This window comes from Streptomyces sp. NPDC018031 (assembly GCF_044327625.1).
Classification (GTDB): domain Bacteria; phylum Actinomycetota; class Actinomycetes; order Streptomycetales; family Streptomycetaceae; genus Streptomyces.
In genome coordinates, this window is the sequence record NZ_JBIRFT010000007.1 from 129,218 (window position 1) to 143,640 (window position 14,423).

Sequence of the window (14,423 nt, forward strand, 5' to 3'; positions counted from 1 at the left end):
CACATCAGCGGGGAGACCGACGAGAACGGGGAGGCGGTCCGGTGAACGACACCTTGGTGACCGTGGTGGGAAACGTGGCGACCCGGCCGGAGTACCGGCAGACGGCGACCGGGGCCTCGGTGGTCCGGTTCCGGCTGGCGGTGACGGCCCGGCGCTGGGACCGGGTGCGGGACGGCTGGGTCGACGGACCCACCAGCTTCTACACCGTCTGGGCGTGGCGGAGCCTCGCCGAGAACGTGGCGGCGTCCGTCAGCATCGGCGAACCGCTGGTGGTGCACGGCAAGTTGCGGGTCCGGGACGAGCGGCGCGACCGGGGGCCGGCGGGCGGGCAGCGGCCCGGGTCGGGCGGGCGGCGGGACGGCCCGGAGGCGGCGGCCGCGGAGGGCGGCACCACCGGAGCGAGCGCGGGCGGGGGCGGGGGCGCGGCGGAGGACCGCGACGGCACGGCCGGGGCGCGGGGCGGGAGCGGCGAGGGCGTCCGCTGGGTCTCGGCCGAGATCGACGCGGTGGCGGTCGGGCACGATCTGGCCCGCGGTACGGCGGCGTTCCGGCGGGTCTCGCACCTCAAACCCCAGCTGACCGGGGCAACAGCCTCATGATGCCCGGAGATTTATCGATATTGCCGGGCCGCGGATCGATCTTGGCGATAACGATTCCGATTCGGATCGGTTAGCCGTTCGGTTTCCTGGGGATCACGCTCGGCTCGCTCCTTAGGATCCCTGAGTGTCAACGGGGGTTTCGGAGCCTTGAGTTCGCCGGGAAGGCGCGCCGCGATGACCCGTGCTCGCCCGAAGGGGAAATCATGATCTCTGCCAGGAGGCGGGGCGCCGCCCGCCTTGCCGCCGTGGTGCTCGTCTCCGGGCTGGCCGGGGCGGGCGCCGTAGCGGGGGCCGGGGAGGCCGTCGCGGACGACGTCGTCCCCAATCCGGGTGGCGCCACCGCCACCCTGACCGGACTCACCGTCTCCGGGCAGGCGGTCGTCCAGAGCGACGGGACGCGGCAGCGGATCAGCGCCGGCCTCTTCCAGATGGCCGTGGACGGCGGCGGCACCCTCCAGACCTACTGCGTCGACCTCCACAACCCGACGCAGGACCAGGCGAAGTACCAGGAGGAGCCCTGGTCCGCGACCTCCCTGCACGGCAACGGCGACGCCGGGAAGATCCGCTGGATCCTGGGCAACTCCTACCCGCAGGTGAACGACCTGTCGGAGCTGGCCGCCACGGCCCGATCCGGTGAGCTCACCGAGGAGACCGCGGCGGCCGGGACCCAGGTCGCGATATGGCGGTTCTCCGACCGGGCGAAGGTCGAGGCGGTCGACCCGGCGGCCGAGAAGCTCGCCGACTACCTGGAGCGCAAGGCCCGCGACCTGCCGGAGCCCCGGGCGTCGCTGAGGCTCGAGCCGCCGGCGGCCTCCGGCAGGTCCGGCGAGCGGCTCGGCCCGGTCACGGTCCGCACCGGCGCCGGGAGCGTCACGGTCACCCCGGCCGGGGACTCCGTCACCTCCGGCGTGCGGGTCGTCGACACCTCCGGCAAGCCGGTCAGCAGCGCGGTCGACGGCAGCCGGCTCTACTTCGACGTCCCGGACGGCGCCCCGGACGGCGTCAGCTCGCTGACCGTCCAGGCCGCCACCAAGGTCCCGGTCGGCCGGGCGTTCACCAGCGAGACCACGAGCCAGACCCAGATCCTGGCGGGCTCCAGCGACAGCGCGGTCTCCGCGACGGCCACCGCGAACTGGGCCGAGCGGGGCCCGGTCCCGGCGCTGTCGGCCGAGGAGAACTGCGCCGAGGGCGGGGTGGACATCACCGCCGTGAACCGGGGCGACGCACCGTTCACCTTCGAGCTGGCGGGCACCCGGCACACCGTCGAGGCCGGCGGGTCGGAGACCATCACCGTGCCGGTCCGGGAGGACCAGCCGTACAGATTCACCATCACCGGCCCGAACGGGCTGGAGGAGACCTTCTCCGGAGTCCTGGACTGCCGGACCGCCGGCAGCGGTGCCGAGGCCCAGGACAACGCCCCGACCACCCGGCTCAGCCCGGCCTCGCTGGACGGCACCGTCGGCGGCGAGACCAGCGGTGGCGACCTCGCCGAGACGGGCGGCGGCGACAACACCCCGCTGATCGTCGTCATCGCCCTCGCGCTGGTCACGGTCGGCGGCGCGGCGGTCTTCGTCGTCCGCAGGAAGAAGGCGTCCGGCGACGAGTGACCACCGGGTCACGGCCCGGAACGGCCCACCGGCCGCGGCCCCGCCGTGGCCCGGCAGCACCCTCGCCGTGGCCCGGCAGCACCCTCGCCGTGGCCCGGCAGCACCCTCGCCGTGGCCCGGCAGCACCCCCACCGTGGCCCGGCAGCACCCCCACCGTGGCCTGGCAGCACCCCGCCGCGGCCCGGCCGCACCCCGGCCGCCGGGGCGGCCAGGCGTGATCGCCGCGGATGGCGGGTCTCCGCGCGCGGCGGTGACGAGACCGGACCGCGGGCCGGCGCCACCGCTACCGCAGGAATCGGGCTGCCATCCGTGGCGCCTCGGCCGCGTGCTGGGGCAGCATCTCCGCATGGTCGACTACGTGCCCTCCCCTGACGAGGTGGCCGCCGCGCGGACCCCCAACGGCGGCTGGTCGAAGAAGCAGCTTGCGGAATGGGGTGTCCCCTGGCCTCCGCCGACGGGCTGGCGCAAGCACCTGGAGGCGAAGTGGAGGGGCGAGGACGTCGGCCCGCTGCCTCGTGAGGAGCCGGACCAGGACACCCTGTTCTGACGGATCACCGGGATCACGGAGCGTCCAGGCGCACGATCCGACGCCAGGTTCCTCAGCCTCCGAACCGACCCTGGCCGGGTGTCGCGGTGGGCCGGCATGTGAGCGGAGTCGCCTGCCCACCTCACGGATACAGGGGGTGACGGGCGGGCGGCCGAACGGTTCCTCATGGTGATGGCCGGTACCCGGGGCGGAGCTCACCGCTGCCCCATCGGACCTGGTCAGCGGGCTGGGCGGCACGGCACCCGGGCCGTCTGCGGGCCGTCTGCCAGCCGTCTGCGGGCCGACCGAGACCGGCCGGCGAGGGCCGATGACGACCGGCAACGACCGATACCGGGGGGTAGCGGGCCCAGATGGATCGCTGGTCAGGGCCCCTCGCCCTATCCATTTCCGTCCCGGGCTTGTCGTGCGGCAAGATGGGGTGTTAATGGCCGTGCGCCCGGAAAATGGGCCCCTGACCTGCGGTGGAACAGGACCAGGGGCCCATTTCATGCAGCCTGGGCCGTCTGTGGGCCGTCAGGCTCCGCGCGGGCCGTGCGAAACACGCGGCTGATGGCCTTTCGGGCCCGCTCTTCGCTGTTGGGCATTAGGTGGGTGTACACGCGGAGCGTGAACCCGGGGTCGGAGTGACCAAGGTACTGACTCAGAGCCTTGATGTTCTCCCCCGCGTCGAGCAGAACGGACGCGTAGAAGTGCCTGAGCGCGTGCATACCGTCCTCCGGGGCCGCCGCGTACCGTTTGCCCCGGGTCCGCTGCGGGATGACGCCAGCGGACGCGAGAGCGGCTTTCCACACGTAGTCATCGAAGTAGCTGCGCCAGATGGCGCCGCCCTTCCGGGGCGTGGTGAAGACCAGCTTCCGGGTGACCGGTTTGCCGTCGGGCGTACGCCACGGCAGGGTCACATCGACCGGAGGGAATCGGCGAATGTGCTCCGCCAGGGCGGCGGCAACTTCGGGGTCCAACGGCACGTCCCGGAGCTTCCCGCGCTTGGGCGGGGCGAACACGAGTGAGCCCCCGACCCGCTTCACCTGCTGCCGCACGTGCAACCAGCCGGTGAGGAAACCGATCTCGTCCACCGGTAGGCCGAGGATTTCCCCCTGACGGAGCCCACAGCCGCCGCCTACGTCGACCATGGCGCGGTACCGTTCCGGCAACCCGGCCCGCACAGCGAAGACCCGTTCAGAAGTCCAGGGCCGCACCCGTGTGGGTTCCGGCTGCGGGGGCTTGACCGACCGGGCATGACACGGGTTCTTGGGCAGTTTCCTGTCGTCCACGGCGGCGTTGAGGACTGCGGAGACGCTGTCGTAGATGGCGCGCCGGTAGGTGGCGTTCGGTACGGCCTTTTCCAGGTCGCTGAGCCAAGCCCGGATGTGCTCAGGCTGGAACGAGCCCAGCGGCCGGGCGCCCAGGTGGGGGAATGCGTGCAGCCGGAGACGACCGGACACCGCGTCGCGGCTCACGGGGTCGGTGGTTAGCTCTTTGAGCCACTTCTCGGCGTACTGCCGGAAGGTCATCCGGCCGGCGGCCGGGTCAACGTACTGGCCCGTGTCCATGTCGGCCTTGATCTTGGTGAGCCATTTTTCGGCGCGGCGCTTCTCACCATCGGGGAACGATGCGCTCTTCTCGGTTCCGTCGGGGCCGACGTAGCGGGCACGGTAGCGCTTGCCGGTGCCGTGGCGGTCGGTCTTGACCCGTCGCTTCTTGCCGTCGGGGCCGGTCTCGGTCTTGTACCAGCGGTCTTGGATGTGGCCTGCCAAGGAGGGTCCTTTCAGGGACGCGGGCAGGGCTGCCGGAGGGGCGGCCCTGCCCGCGTGTGGCGGTGGTGCGGTACGAGGTGGTTGTCAGGCGGCCATGTCGATGGCCATGCGGTCGTTGGTCCAGCGGGCGACGGCGGCCGGGTCGTAGCGGAGGTGCTTGCCGACGCGGAAGCCTGGCGGGCCGGTGCGCTTGCGGCGCCACTGGTAGACGGTCTCCAGCGGGACGCCGAACAGTTCGGCGATGTCGTCCGGGGTGAGGTAGCGGTCCGGGAGTCCGGCCCGGAGCGTGGAGACGGCGGGTACCGATGCCATGGGCCCTCTCTCTGTTGAGTTGTTCGGGGACCCCCCTTCCGGCAAGTCCGCTACATCCGCCACGGCTGCTACGTCGCAGGTCAGGGGCGGGTTTTGCTGTAGCGGGTCGGCGGGGTGTAGCGGATGGGTCCGCTACAGGGGTGGGTGGCTGTAGCGGATCGGGGGGTGGTGTAGCGGGGGTGTAGCGGGTGCTGTGCGTAACACCCGCTACACCGTTGTTCCTGGTCAGGGCCGGTTTAGTCGGCGTCTGTGGCGGGTGTAGCGGCTTCGGCCGGGGCGGGGCAGTAGCGGCGCCATGCGTCGTGCAGGTCGGCGGCGTAGTAGCCCTTGACCACGCCGGTGCCGGTGCGGATGTTGCGAGCCTTGATGGGCTGGTTGTCGGCGGTGACGTACTCGCCGAGCCGCTTGGCGAGCTGCCGGGAGTCCAGGGGCTTGCCGCCCATGTCGGCCCAGGGTGCCTCGTCCATGGCGATGAGTCCGGCGATGATCTGCGCGGTGGGCATGCGGTCGGCCCCGTTGAACACCACATCGCGCAGGTCGGTCAGCAGCCGGATACCAAGCGATGCCTTGTCCCCAGCCGCCGCCGCGGCGACCAGTTCCACGCACGCGTCCCGGGCCCGCCGCGGCCACTCGCCCCCGGCAGCGTCCGCGACCGCCAACAGCGGCTCCCACACGTCCGCCGGCCGGTCGGAGACGCCTTCGGGCATCTCTGGGAACGCCCCTTCCACGCTGTCCCGCACGGTGTCGGCCCACGCGGCGAGGCGGTCGCGCAGCGCGTGGCCCTCAGGCTCGTGCAGGCGGCTGCGGAAGGCTTCCACGTGCTCGTTGGGGGCCCGGCGGCGCATGCGGATGACCACCGAGCGGGTCAGGATCGTGTCGGGCAGCCACCCGAGTCCGGCGACAGCCACAGCCGCGTACGAGGGGAAAGCCTGCACGGTCTGCTGCCCGCCATCCCCGACACACCGGTAGGACACCCCGGTCCGGCGATGCCCGGCGTTCAGCAGCCCGCGCAGTTCCTCGTTGTCCTTGGCCTTGGGGCCGAACACTGTGTCGATCTCATCGAACAGGATCGTTGGGCGGCCCGCCTCCATGCCGGAGACTGCCCGGAACAGGGCGGCGGGGGAGGCGTTGACGGCCACCATCGGGTGCGGGACGAGCGTCCCGCAGATCTCCAGTCCCCGGGTCTTGCCCGACCCCGGTTCCGGGGACAGGAACGCTAGACGCGGGGTGGACTCGAACGCGTCCAACAGGTGCGTGTGGGCGTTCCACAGCACGACGGCCACGTAAGCGGCTTCCGTCGGGAACGCGTTGAAGCGCCGGTGGAACGCCTCGATCTCGTCCAGCAGGGCGGCGCCGTCCTCGGCCGGTGTGGGGGTGTGCTGGGTGGTGGTCATGCGGCGTTCCTGCCTTCCTGGGCAGCGTGGTGCGGGGCGCGGTGGGGGCAGTGGCCGACGCGGACGCGGTCGGCGAGCTGGGTGACGGCGGCGCGGCCACGGGCTCGTTCGAAGTGCCCGCAGGCGCACAGCCAGTCGGCCTGCGGGATGCCGGTGGTGCGGATGGTCAGGCCCGGGGTGATGCCGCTGACGGCGACCCGGCGCAGGTCAGGGCGAAGGGCTGAAGGGACGCCTTCGGCGACGCCTTTCGGGGCGCCCACGCGCGGGTTGTGGCGCGGCCTGGATGGCGGCCTGCGGGCCGCTGGGTGCCTTGGTGGGGCATTCCAGGGGGTGGGGCGGCGGGGGCTCATACCGCCTCCCGGGGCCGGGCCGTGCGGGCGGACCAGTTCAGCGCGCTGCGCACGGTGGTGCGGCACTCGGGCGACGGCAGTCCGATCGACTCCCCCGCCCCCTGGAATGCCTCCTCCACCACGTGCCGGGGGAGGTCGCCCCACGCGACGAACCGCCCCACCTTGCAGGCGGACTTGTACAGCGTCGCGTTGCGCTGGCCCTCTGGAGCGGCCATGACCGCAGCACACTCCCGCTCCAGGGCCACCTGGGCACACCGTGACGCGTCCCGCGGCACCGCGATGACCGTCGCAGGTGCGGGCAGGGTCTCGGGCTGGAGCTGCTGGGCGAGCCAAGCGGGCAACTGAGCCACCGGGGCCGGGTCGGCGATCTCGTAGGAGCCGGCGGGGGTGGTGCTGCCCGGGGCGACGACGTAGCCGCCCCATGCCCGGGTGTCGATGCGGGTGCCGAGCGTCCCGGCGGTGTTCCTCAGCCGGATCCCGTCCGGGGCGGTGAAGTACAGGTGGGTCCCGCCGCTGGGGGTCCGCACCCGGTAGGTGTGGGGGACGGCCTGTCCGGCGCGCTCGCAGAGCGCCTTGAAGGTGGTTACGCCGTCAGGCGTTCCGATCAGGTCTTTGGGCTTGAGCGTGTCCAGGTCGACCACCACCAGGCGGGCCGGGCCAGTCGCGATGGCCACGTTGTAGGGCCGCTTGGACCATGCGGCCCGGATCAGGTCGGGGTCGGTGGTCGCCCGCTGTTCGGGGGTGCGGTGCCCGCCCGCACAGCGGCCCGTGCCGGGGCACCGGTCCTCAGCGTGTCCGGCAGGTCGCTTGCCACCGGGCCGGAGGGGGAAGACGGGCCACCCGCGCTCAGCGGCGTCCAGGGCGGCGGTCAGGAAGTCGGCGCTCATGCCGCCGTCACCGCCTGCGAGCGGGTCAGGAAGGTGCGCCCGATCCATTCGGAGTAGGCGGGCGGGATGGCTTCGCAGACGCCTCGGATGGTGGTGATCCAGGGGGTGCCCATGGCTTGGGCGGCGGCGTGCCGCCAGGCTCGGGAGTGGCGTCCTCCGGTGATCGTCATGAAGGGGCGTTCGGGGGTGGGGAGGTAGCCGTTGCGGGTGCACCGCGCGGTGTGGGCGGGGTGGTGGGGTGGGGTGAGGGGGAAGCTGGTCTCGAACAGGCGGTGGCGGTACATGCGCAGGCCGAACATGGGGCCGCACAGCATGATCGGGTCGACCATCTGATGCCGGGCGGCTTCGACGTTCTCGATCACGTACGGCCGGCCGGTGGACCGGATCGCATCCCGGGCGGGTGCGATGAGTTCGGGGTAGGTCTTGTGGTTGTAGGCGTTGAGCGGGGACCACGCCTGGCAGGGCGGGGAGGCGTGGATGAGGTCGAACTCCGTGCCGTGTGCGTGGACGTAATCGATGGCGTCGGCCTGGACGAAGGTGAAGGGGTAGTCGGGCTGGGGCTCGATGTCTACGCCGACGACGTCGAAGCCGGCGAGATGGAAGCCCATGCCCATGCCGCCCGCGCAGCAGAACAAATCCAGCAGACGCGGCCGGTAGGCCACTCGCCGGATGTCGGTGGGGTGGGTCATGCTGGAGACCTCCACAGGTCTATAGGTGGGCAGGTGGATGAGGGCGGCCCCGGTTCATTGGCGTGAGAGGGGGCCGCCCTTCGCCATCGCGGCGTGGCGATAGCCGCCCGCAGGCGCGGCGGGATCGTCAGTGGCTGTCTGTACGTTGACCCGAAAAAGTGGCCGCACCGGCCCGCGCTATCGCGCGGTGGTGAGGCGAACGGTGTTCGGGTGGTGTGAGGAATCAGATGACGGCTTGGCTGATGTACCTGGGTGAGGACCCCAAGCGCGTGGGCGGTGGATACGACGACAGCAGCTCCAGCCACTACAGCTGGGACAGCCGGGTCCCCAACGCCGCCCACGTCCAGGTCGGGGACGTGATCGTGCTGTGGGATGGTCAGACCCTGCTGGGCCTGTCGGTCATCGAGGACATCGAGACCGGCAGCGGGGTGAAGGACGTCAGTTCCTGCCCCGCATGCGGTAAGGCGGATATCGCCGCGCGCAAGACAATGACGCCGAAGTACCGCTGCTGGAACCAGAAGTGCAAGGCCGAGTTCCCCGACCCGAAAGTGCAGACCGTACCGGTCACCACCTACCGCAGCCGCTACGAATCCGGCTGGATCGACCTGCACGGCACCGTCAGCGGCAAGGAACTGCGCCAGCTGTGTGAGGAGCCCGGTTCCCAGAACGCGCTGCGCCGGCTGCGCTGGGATGACTTCCGCAACCGCGTGGAGACCGGCAAGAACGCCACCCCGCTGGACATCATCGACACAGCCCGCCAGGTCATCGCCGGCGGCCACACCAAGGCCACCGTTCGCGTCCGCAAGGGACAGCCAGCCTTCCGCGCGACGCTGCTGGAGACCTTCGGCGAGGTGTGCGCCTTCGTGGGCCCCATGCCCGCCTACGTCTTGGAAGCCGCCCACCTCTACAGCTACGCCGCCAACGGCAAGCATCACCCCAGCGGCGGACTCCTGCTGCGCCGGGATGTGCACCGCCTGTTCGATCTCGGGCAGATCGCTATCAACCCGGCCACCCTCACCCTCGATGTCGCCCCGAAGACCCGGGCCTACAGCGAGTACGGCAAGCTGCACGGTCAGCCGCTCAAAGTGACCACGACCACCGCCCACAAGAAGTGGATCGCCAAGCACTGGGAGATGCACCGGCCCAACCCCGAAGCCGCCTCCATCCCAGCGCAGAACCCCGGGGAGCAGACGGCGCCGACCGTCTAAGACGGGCACGTGGGCGGCCGGCTTTGGCGAGACGCGGGCCGCCCTTGCTGTGCCTGAAACGGCTGTGAAAGGGGTTCCGGCGAGGGGCTGTGGGCCCCCTTTACCGGCCTTACCTTGCAGGTCAGAGCCCTTTACCACCCCCCTTACCGGGGTAGAGGGCCCCCACTACCCAGCGCCCGTGCCGGAGGGTGCGCTTCGGGGCGGTGCGCGGGGTGGCGTGGCGGGGTGGGGTAAGGGGTCCCCCCTTTACCCGGCCGGGGTCTGGAGGAGGATTTCTGCGGGAACGGCGCCTTCGATGTCGCGCCGCTGGTATCCGGCGCCGTTGCTGCCGGAGATCTTCACCTGCTTGCTAGTGCGCTTGACGCCGGCCGCCTCCAGCTCGTGCGCGAGGCGTTCGGCGTTGAAGTCGCCGTAGGTGTCCTCATCGAGGTTGACCAGTCCGGCGAGCAGGTCGGTGGTGAACATGCGCGGGGAGTGCCGCATCACCTCCAGCACATCGGAGATGATCGCGGGCACGGTGATGCCCTGTGCCTCGGCCGCGGCGGTGACGTCGCCTGCGGCGTCGCCGGTGAGCTGCCCGATCTCGGCCCGCAGGGCACGGCCCTTGTTGCAGATGGCGGCGAACCCGGGCCCGTCGAGGTAGTCCGCGCGCACGGTGACGTAGGAGGCGGGGCCGGTGACCAGCACGCCGACACCCTTGTGTTCCTCGGACAACACCGAGGCGTCCGCGCCCTGGGCAGCCTTGCCCTTGCCCAGCACCATGTCACTGCTGACCCGGTCCACCACCTGCGTGGAGTACCGCAGGGTGATGATCTCCCGCAGCTTCGGCGGCACCGACTCGGCGTCCGGCCGCTGGCTCGCGAAGTTGGACACGAACCCGGCGGCGGGGCCGCGGCGGGCGATCCGGCACAGGTTGTTGATGACCTCCTCCCGGTCGTCCTTGTCCATGGCGGTGAAATACTCCTGCAGCTCGTCGATGGTGACGAAGATGACCGGGAGCTTGTACTTCTCCACGATCGCCGGAGTCAGCTTGCCCTCAGGGCAGATGGAGGTGGGCAGCTCCCGCAGCAGGGCGAAGCGGCGTTCCATCTCAGCCAGCAGTTCCGCGAGCATGGCCTTGAGGGCTTCCACGGCGTCGTCCTCGGCGCCCATGACCAGGCGGTGGGCGACGGCCTTCATGGGCATCCAGTCCGCGCCGCCCTTGCCGTCGGCGACGTAGTGCCGCACCCACGGGTCGAGCAGACCGGCCGCGGTCATCAGCCGCTGGGTGAAGGTCTTGCCGCGGCGGGGCAGACCACCGAAGAACATCGACTGCCACATCACGGGGACGTCGATGCGGTTGCCGCGGGCGTCCTGCCCGAACGGGATCGGGTCCCACACGCTGAACCGCTCGGCCTTCTCCAGCGGTGAGGGGTTCGGAGTGCCGAGGTAGGGGTCATCGTCGGCGACCCACATGCTCACGCGGCCGGCGTTGCCGCCCTTGGCGGCGCGGACGCGGGACATGATGACCTGGATCTCGTCCACCCCGAGTTCCTGGGCGATGACTTCCCGCTTGGCGAGCACGTCGGAGGCGGTCTTGCCGCCTCCGCGGGGGAGGTCGAAGATCACCGCCCAGCCACGGCCGTCACGAACCGGGCCCATGGTGCACGTGACCTTCGGCGCGTCCTGGCCTTCCTTGCCGCTTTTGAGGAGGCCGGCGGCCCGGAGCGCGTCGTTGAGCTGCTGGGCGGACATGTCCACCCGCAGCGGCGGCGCGGCCTGGTCCAGCAGCCGGGTTTCCTTCCCCCGGCCGAGGTAGGCGAGCGGGGTGATGACGGCTGCGGCCATGCCGGTCTGCCACACCGGTTCGGCGAGCACGAATCCGGTCGCAGCGGCGGCCACGGCGACGGTGGTGGCGCCGAACCGCAATCGACGGGCGGTGGTCCGGGCGGCGTGCGCCGCCCGGAGCTGGGCGGCGAGCGTGGCGTCTTCGGGGTGGGCCTTCACCTGCGCTTTCAGCGCGCGTACGGCGGCGGTGTGGTCTTGGGCGGACAGGGTCGGCCACATGCCGACCACGGCCCGGAAGAGACCACGGCAGGCCAGCAGCATGGCCTTGGCCAGGTACTTGGGGGTGCGGATGCCGTGGTAGCGGGTGTGCCACCAGGCCAGACGCCCCAGTGCCGTGGTGTTAGCGATGATGGACGCTTTCGAGCGGGCCCACACCGGCAACAGCGGCTGATCGGGGACCGTCAGCCAGTCGGCCAGCGGGTTGTCGGGCCGGTCCACCGCTTCTACCCCGGGCACGGTGCCCGGTTCCGGTGCGGTAGCGGGCCCCGGGGTGGTGGTGTCTTTGATCAGGCTCACCGGGGTGGTGGCCGCGGTCGTGCGGGCGGCCCGGTGGGCGTCGAGGTGGTGAATCGTCCCGATGTCGGGCACCTGCGGCGCGGGTGCGGTCATGATGGTGGTCTCCTGTCTCGCTCGATGGGCGGACGGGGTGGGCCCGGGGCGGCCGGTCGCTTGGCCGTGGACGGCCGCCCCGGGGCGTCACTTCTTGGCGGCCTTCTCTTCGCGCTTGCGGGCGCCGTCGATGATGCGGTCGATGCGGCGTTCCAGGTCACCCTGGTAGACGTCCTCACCGGCGACCCCGCGCTTGCACATGCGGGCCACCAGCACGGCGACCTTGGCCTTCTCGGCGGCGGTGAGCTTGGGCTCGTGCTGGGCCATCGCGATCCCTTCCGGGGCCGGTCTGTCCGGCTCCCCTCGACTCCGCCCGTACGGCACAGGTGGCCGGACGGGCGGAGCGGGCAGTCGTCAGACCGTGTCGAGCGGGATACGGATCTCGTTGTCGTCGTCCTCCGGGTCGGTGGCGAGCACGACGGCGGTGGCGGTGGTGATGCGGGTCATGGGTTCCTCTCCGGGCCAGACTGTCCGGCTCCCCTCACCGCCCGGCGCGGTGCCGGGCGGATCAGGCAGCCGTCAGGCCGTGTCGCGCCGGCCGGGAGGGGGGAGGGTCAGAGCGGCGTTGAGGATCTCGGCGTGGTCGAACGCCAGATGAGGCAGGCTGTCGCGCCGCCACCAGCGGGCAGCGCGGGCGTCGTCCCCGGCCACGATCGTGGTGCCGCTGGGGACGGTGGCGAGGTAGGCGACGGTGACGTACCTGCCGCGCGGGTCACGGCCAGGCTGGTCCCAGACACCGATTTGGCGCAGGTCCGCGGCGGCCACGCGCACGCCGGTCTCCTCGGCCAGCTCCCGGGCAGCCGCCGCACGGCTCGTCTCCCCGGCGTCCACATGGCCGCCGGGCAACGCCCACAGGCCCCCGTACGGGTCCCAGTTCCGCTCGATGAGCAGTACACGACCATCGCGGGTGAGGGTCACCACGTCGGCGGTGTAGCGGATGGCCTCGCAAGTCTCGGTCATTGCGGTTCTCCTTCCTGTTATCCGCGCTTGCGTGCCTTGCCGATGGTTTCGGCCGCGGCCTGGCCCTCGGGTCCGCCGACCGACCGCACGATCTGGACGAGGGTCCAGCAGATGATTCCGACGACCAGCGCGGCGATGGCCAGGCTGATGGCGATCGATGTCATGGCGCCGACCAGCAGCGGGCCGAAGTAGACGCCGGCCGCGACCGTGCCGCCGCCCGCGCCGGCGCCAAGCGCGGCGCGCTGCAGCGTGCGGTCCGGGGGTGCCTGATGGATGTGCTGGTGCACGATCTGCGGCCCGGCAACGGGCATGGTGGGGATGGCGGGGAGGTTGGCCGGGTCGGCGTAGACGTACCGGCCGTCAGGGAGCTGCACCACACGTGGCAGCTCAGGCATGGGCAGGTTGTCCATGGGGTGTCCTCTCACGTGGTGAGGTCGGCCGCGTGGGCGCAGGCGCCGCACATCCCCAGTGAGCGGGGGACGCAGTACCCGACATCGGTGCGGCACTCGGGGCAGGTGCGGCGGGCGGCCATGGCGGCGGCGAGCGCCCGTGCCCGGCCCGGGGTCATGGGCCGGACGGGGCGGGCAGCGTCGATGCGGTAGAGGTAGGCGGTCAGCGGCTCGTCCCGTCGGCGGCGTGGCCTGAGGACCTGAGCGGCGACCTGCTGACCGCCGGGCCGGAGCCCCAGCAGCCGGAGTTGGCGGCGCGTGGCGTACCCGTCGGGTGCCATGCACCAGGGGAAGGTGGGTATCCCGAACCGCTCCCCGGACGGGTCGAAGCAGTCCGGCAGGGTCAGTCGCGCCATCACGCCACCTCGGTGACTACATTGGCGCGGGCGGCGGCGTCGGCGCGTTCGGCGCGGAGGGTGTCCCGCAGACCGCGGGCCCGCTCCGCCGACGTCCGCATCACCCGCCGGATGGCTTCCGCGGTCAGGTCGGCGTCCGGCCAATCGGCCGTCGCCGACCGTGCCTCGGTCAGGAGGTCGGCGGCGGTCCGTCGCGGTCGGGTGCTGCGGGCGGCATCGGGTACCCGACCGGTCGCCCGCCGCGGGCGGGTCGACTCTGCGGCCACCGCCGTGACGACCGCTACCGGGCGGGTCGACTCCGCCCCGATCGGTCCGGGGTCCGTGTCGGCGGGATGGTCCGGGTCGGTCGACTGGTCGGCGGCCGGGTCCGGCACGGCAGTCAGGGGCGGCGGGGTCGACTCGTCCAGGTCAGAGGTCGACCGATTCACATCGGTCTGTGTCGATTCCTCCGCTACTGCGGTGGTTTCGGGTCGGTGGTGGAGCACCTTGGCCACCAGATCGGACCCGAAGTAGATCGACCCGACCGGCAGCGAGGTGGCCAGCAGCACCAGGGCCCAGTTCGCCGGGTCCCAGTCGGCCAGTCGACCCCAGTCGACCGACGCACCGTGCAGGCCAGGCACCAGGCCGTGAACGTAGTTCAGCACCAGGGACGCGACCGTGTAGGCGGCCAGCACGCGCAGGGCGAACCGCCGGTCGTCGCCGACCAGCACCAGCGTGGCAACCAGGGCCAGCGCCATCAGTCCGTCGACCACGAACGGGTACAGGGTCGCCGCGGTCGGGTCGGCCCCGATGGCGCGGGCGATGTCCCGCAGCGCGTTCCAGGACACCCGGAACGCCATGCCGACCACCACGACCAGCGCCAGGACAAGCGCACC

At 71.7% G+C, this 14,423-nt stretch carries 16 protein-coding genes; 4 read left to right on the forward strand and 12 right to left on the reverse strand.

The features are described from left to right. Positions 1-41: 41 nt before the first annotated feature. The 3 genes from ACH4B3_RS18590 to ACH4B3_RS18600 all read left to right on the forward strand — a co-directional run bounded on the left by ACH4B3_RS18590 (position 42) and on the right by ACH4B3_RS18600 (position 2,753). Entirely contained in the window at positions 42-599 is a 558-nt protein-coding gene (locus ACH4B3_RS18590; protein WP_398463944.1) for a single-stranded DNA-binding protein, read from the forward strand. Positions 600-802: 203 nt separating this feature from the next. Next, entirely contained in the window at positions 803-2,206 is a 1,404-nt protein-coding gene (locus ACH4B3_RS18595) for a Cys-Gln thioester bond-forming surface protein (protein ID WP_398463945.1), read from the forward strand. Positions 2,207-2,552: 346 nt separating this feature from the next. Further along, positions 2,553-2,753, forward strand: a complete 201-nt coding sequence (locus ACH4B3_RS18600; protein WP_398463946.1) for a hypothetical protein — start codon at positions 2,553-2,555, stop codon at positions 2,751-2,753. A 485-nt stretch (positions 2,754-3,238) separates the two neighbouring features. Here ACH4B3_RS18600 and ACH4B3_RS18605 read toward each other — a convergent pair whose 3' ends face one another. From ACH4B3_RS18605 to ACH4B3_RS18630, 6 genes are all read right to left on the reverse strand, one after another. Then, positions 3,239-4,507 carry a tyrosine-type recombinase/integrase gene (locus ACH4B3_RS18605; RefSeq protein ID WP_398463947.1) on the reverse strand — a complete coding sequence of 423 codons (1,269 nt, stop codon included), beginning with the start codon at positions 4,505-4,507 and terminating at the stop codon, positions 3,239-3,241. Between the two features lie 84 nt (positions 4,508-4,591). Further along, positions 4,592-4,819, reverse strand: coding sequence for a helix-turn-helix domain-containing protein (locus tag ACH4B3_RS18610; RefSeq protein WP_398463948.1), 228 nt, complete (start codon positions 4,817-4,819; stop codon positions 4,592-4,594). 236 nt (positions 4,820-5,055) lie between these two features. Next, positions 5,056-6,213: a DUF3631 domain-containing protein gene (locus ACH4B3_RS18615; RefSeq protein ID WP_398463949.1), complete on the reverse strand. Its 1,158-nt coding sequence runs from the start codon at positions 6,211-6,213 to the stop codon at positions 5,056-5,058. Further along, entirely contained in the window at positions 6,210-6,473 is a 264-nt protein-coding gene (locus tag ACH4B3_RS18620) for a hypothetical protein (protein WP_398463950.1), read from the reverse strand. Before ACH4B3_RS18620 ends, ACH4B3_RS18615 begins: the two co-directional genes overlap by 4 nt. A gap of 86 nt (positions 6,474-6,559) precedes the next feature. Beyond that, positions 6,560-7,450 carry a bifunctional DNA primase/polymerase gene (locus tag ACH4B3_RS18625; protein WP_398463951.1) on the reverse strand — a complete coding sequence of 297 codons (891 nt, stop codon included), beginning with the start codon at positions 7,448-7,450 and terminating at the stop codon, positions 6,560-6,562. Next, positions 7,447-8,139: a DNA cytosine methyltransferase gene (locus ACH4B3_RS18630; RefSeq protein ID WP_398463952.1), complete on the reverse strand. Its 693-nt coding sequence runs from the start codon at positions 8,137-8,139 to the stop codon at positions 7,447-7,449. The genes ACH4B3_RS18625 and ACH4B3_RS18630 overlap by 4 nt, the downstream gene beginning before the upstream one ends. Before the next feature lie 227 nt (positions 8,140-8,366). Here ACH4B3_RS18630 and ACH4B3_RS18635 point away from each other — a divergent pair, with 227 nt between their 5' ends. Then, positions 8,367-9,347 carry an HNH endonuclease gene (locus tag ACH4B3_RS18635; RefSeq protein WP_398463953.1) on the forward strand — a complete coding sequence of 327 codons (981 nt, stop codon included), beginning with the start codon at positions 8,367-8,369 and terminating at the stop codon, positions 9,345-9,347. A 246-nt stretch (positions 9,348-9,593) separates the two neighbouring features. Here ACH4B3_RS18635 and ACH4B3_RS18640 read toward each other — a convergent pair whose 3' ends face one another. The 6 genes from ACH4B3_RS18640 to ACH4B3_RS18665 form a co-directional block, all read right to left on the reverse strand. After that, positions 9,594-11,783 carry an FtsK/SpoIIIE domain-containing protein gene (locus tag ACH4B3_RS18640; RefSeq protein ID WP_398463954.1) on the reverse strand — a complete coding sequence of 730 codons (2,190 nt, stop codon included), beginning with the start codon at positions 11,781-11,783 and terminating at the stop codon, positions 9,594-9,596. A gap of 87 nt (positions 11,784-11,870) precedes the next feature. Beyond that, a complete protein-coding gene (locus tag ACH4B3_RS18645; RefSeq protein ID WP_398463955.1) occupies positions 11,871-12,050 on the reverse strand; it encodes a DUF6257 family protein in 180 nt (59 codons plus the stop codon). A 252-nt stretch (positions 12,051-12,302) separates the two neighbouring features. Further along, complete coding sequence (locus ACH4B3_RS18650; protein WP_398463956.1) at positions 12,303-12,743, reverse strand: NUDIX domain-containing protein; 441 nt, start codon at positions 12,741-12,743, stop codon at positions 12,303-12,305. Between the two features lie 17 nt (positions 12,744-12,760). Then, positions 12,761-13,138: a DUF6251 family protein gene (locus ACH4B3_RS18655; RefSeq protein ID WP_398463957.1), complete on the reverse strand. Its 378-nt coding sequence runs from the start codon at positions 13,136-13,138 to the stop codon at positions 12,761-12,763. Between the two features lie 26 nt (positions 13,139-13,164). After that, positions 13,165-13,548: an RRQRL motif-containing zinc-binding protein gene (locus ACH4B3_RS18660; protein WP_398463958.1), complete on the reverse strand. Its 384-nt coding sequence runs from the start codon at positions 13,546-13,548 to the stop codon at positions 13,165-13,167. After that, positions 13,548-14,387 carry a DUF2637 domain-containing protein gene (locus ACH4B3_RS18665; protein ID WP_398464166.1) on the reverse strand — a complete coding sequence of 280 codons (840 nt, stop codon included), beginning with the start codon at positions 14,385-14,387 and terminating at the stop codon, positions 13,548-13,550. The genes ACH4B3_RS18660 and ACH4B3_RS18665 overlap by 1 nt, the downstream gene beginning before the upstream one ends. Between the last annotated feature and the right edge of the window lie 36 nt (positions 14,388-14,423).

Coding starts and splice junctions, on each gene's coding strand:
- ACH4B3_RS18625 (WP_398463951.1), bottom strand. CDS start 7,450: ATGAGCGCCGACTTCCTGACCGCCGCCCTGGACGCCGCTGAGCGCGGG.
- ACH4B3_RS18660 (WP_398463958.1), bottom strand. CDS start 13,548: ATGGCGCGACTGACCCTGCCGGACTGCTTCGACCCGTCCGGGGAGCGG.
- ACH4B3_RS18595 (WP_398463945.1), top strand. CDS start 803: ATGATCTCTGCCAGGAGGCGGGGCGCCGCCCGCCTTGCCGCCGTGGTG.
- ACH4B3_RS18600 (WP_398463946.1), top strand. CDS start 2,553: ATGGTCGACTACGTGCCCTCCCCTGACGAGGTGGCCGCCGCGCGGACC.
- ACH4B3_RS18635 (WP_398463953.1), top strand. CDS start 8,367: ATGACGGCTTGGCTGATGTACCTGGGTGAGGACCCCAAGCGCGTGGGC.
- ACH4B3_RS18650 (WP_398463956.1), bottom strand. CDS start 12,743: ATGACCGAGACTTGCGAGGCCATCCGCTACACCGCCGACGTGGTGACC.
- ACH4B3_RS18640 (WP_398463954.1), bottom strand. CDS start 11,783: ATGACCGCACCCGCGCCGCAGGTGCCCGACATCGGGACGATTCACCAC.
- ACH4B3_RS18615 (WP_398463949.1), bottom strand. CDS start 6,213: ATGACCACCACCCAGCACACCCCCACACCGGCCGAGGACGGCGCCGCC.
- ACH4B3_RS18630 (WP_398463952.1), bottom strand. CDS start 8,139: ATGACCCACCCCACCGACATCCGGCGAGTGGCCTACCGGCCGCGTCTG.
- ACH4B3_RS18610 (WP_398463948.1), bottom strand. CDS start 4,819: ATGGCATCGGTACCCGCCGTCTCCACGCTCCGGGCCGGACTCCCGGAC.
- ACH4B3_RS18645 (WP_398463955.1), bottom strand. CDS start 12,050: ATGGCCCAGCACGAGCCCAAGCTCACCGCCGCCGAGAAGGCCAAGGTC.
- ACH4B3_RS18655 (WP_398463957.1), bottom strand. CDS start 13,138: ATGCCTGAGCTGCCACGTGTGGTGCAGCTCCCTGACGGCCGGTACGTC.
- ACH4B3_RS18665 (WP_398464166.1), bottom strand. CDS start 14,387: ATGGCGTTCCGGGTGTCCTGGAACGCGCTGCGGGACATCGCCCGCGCC.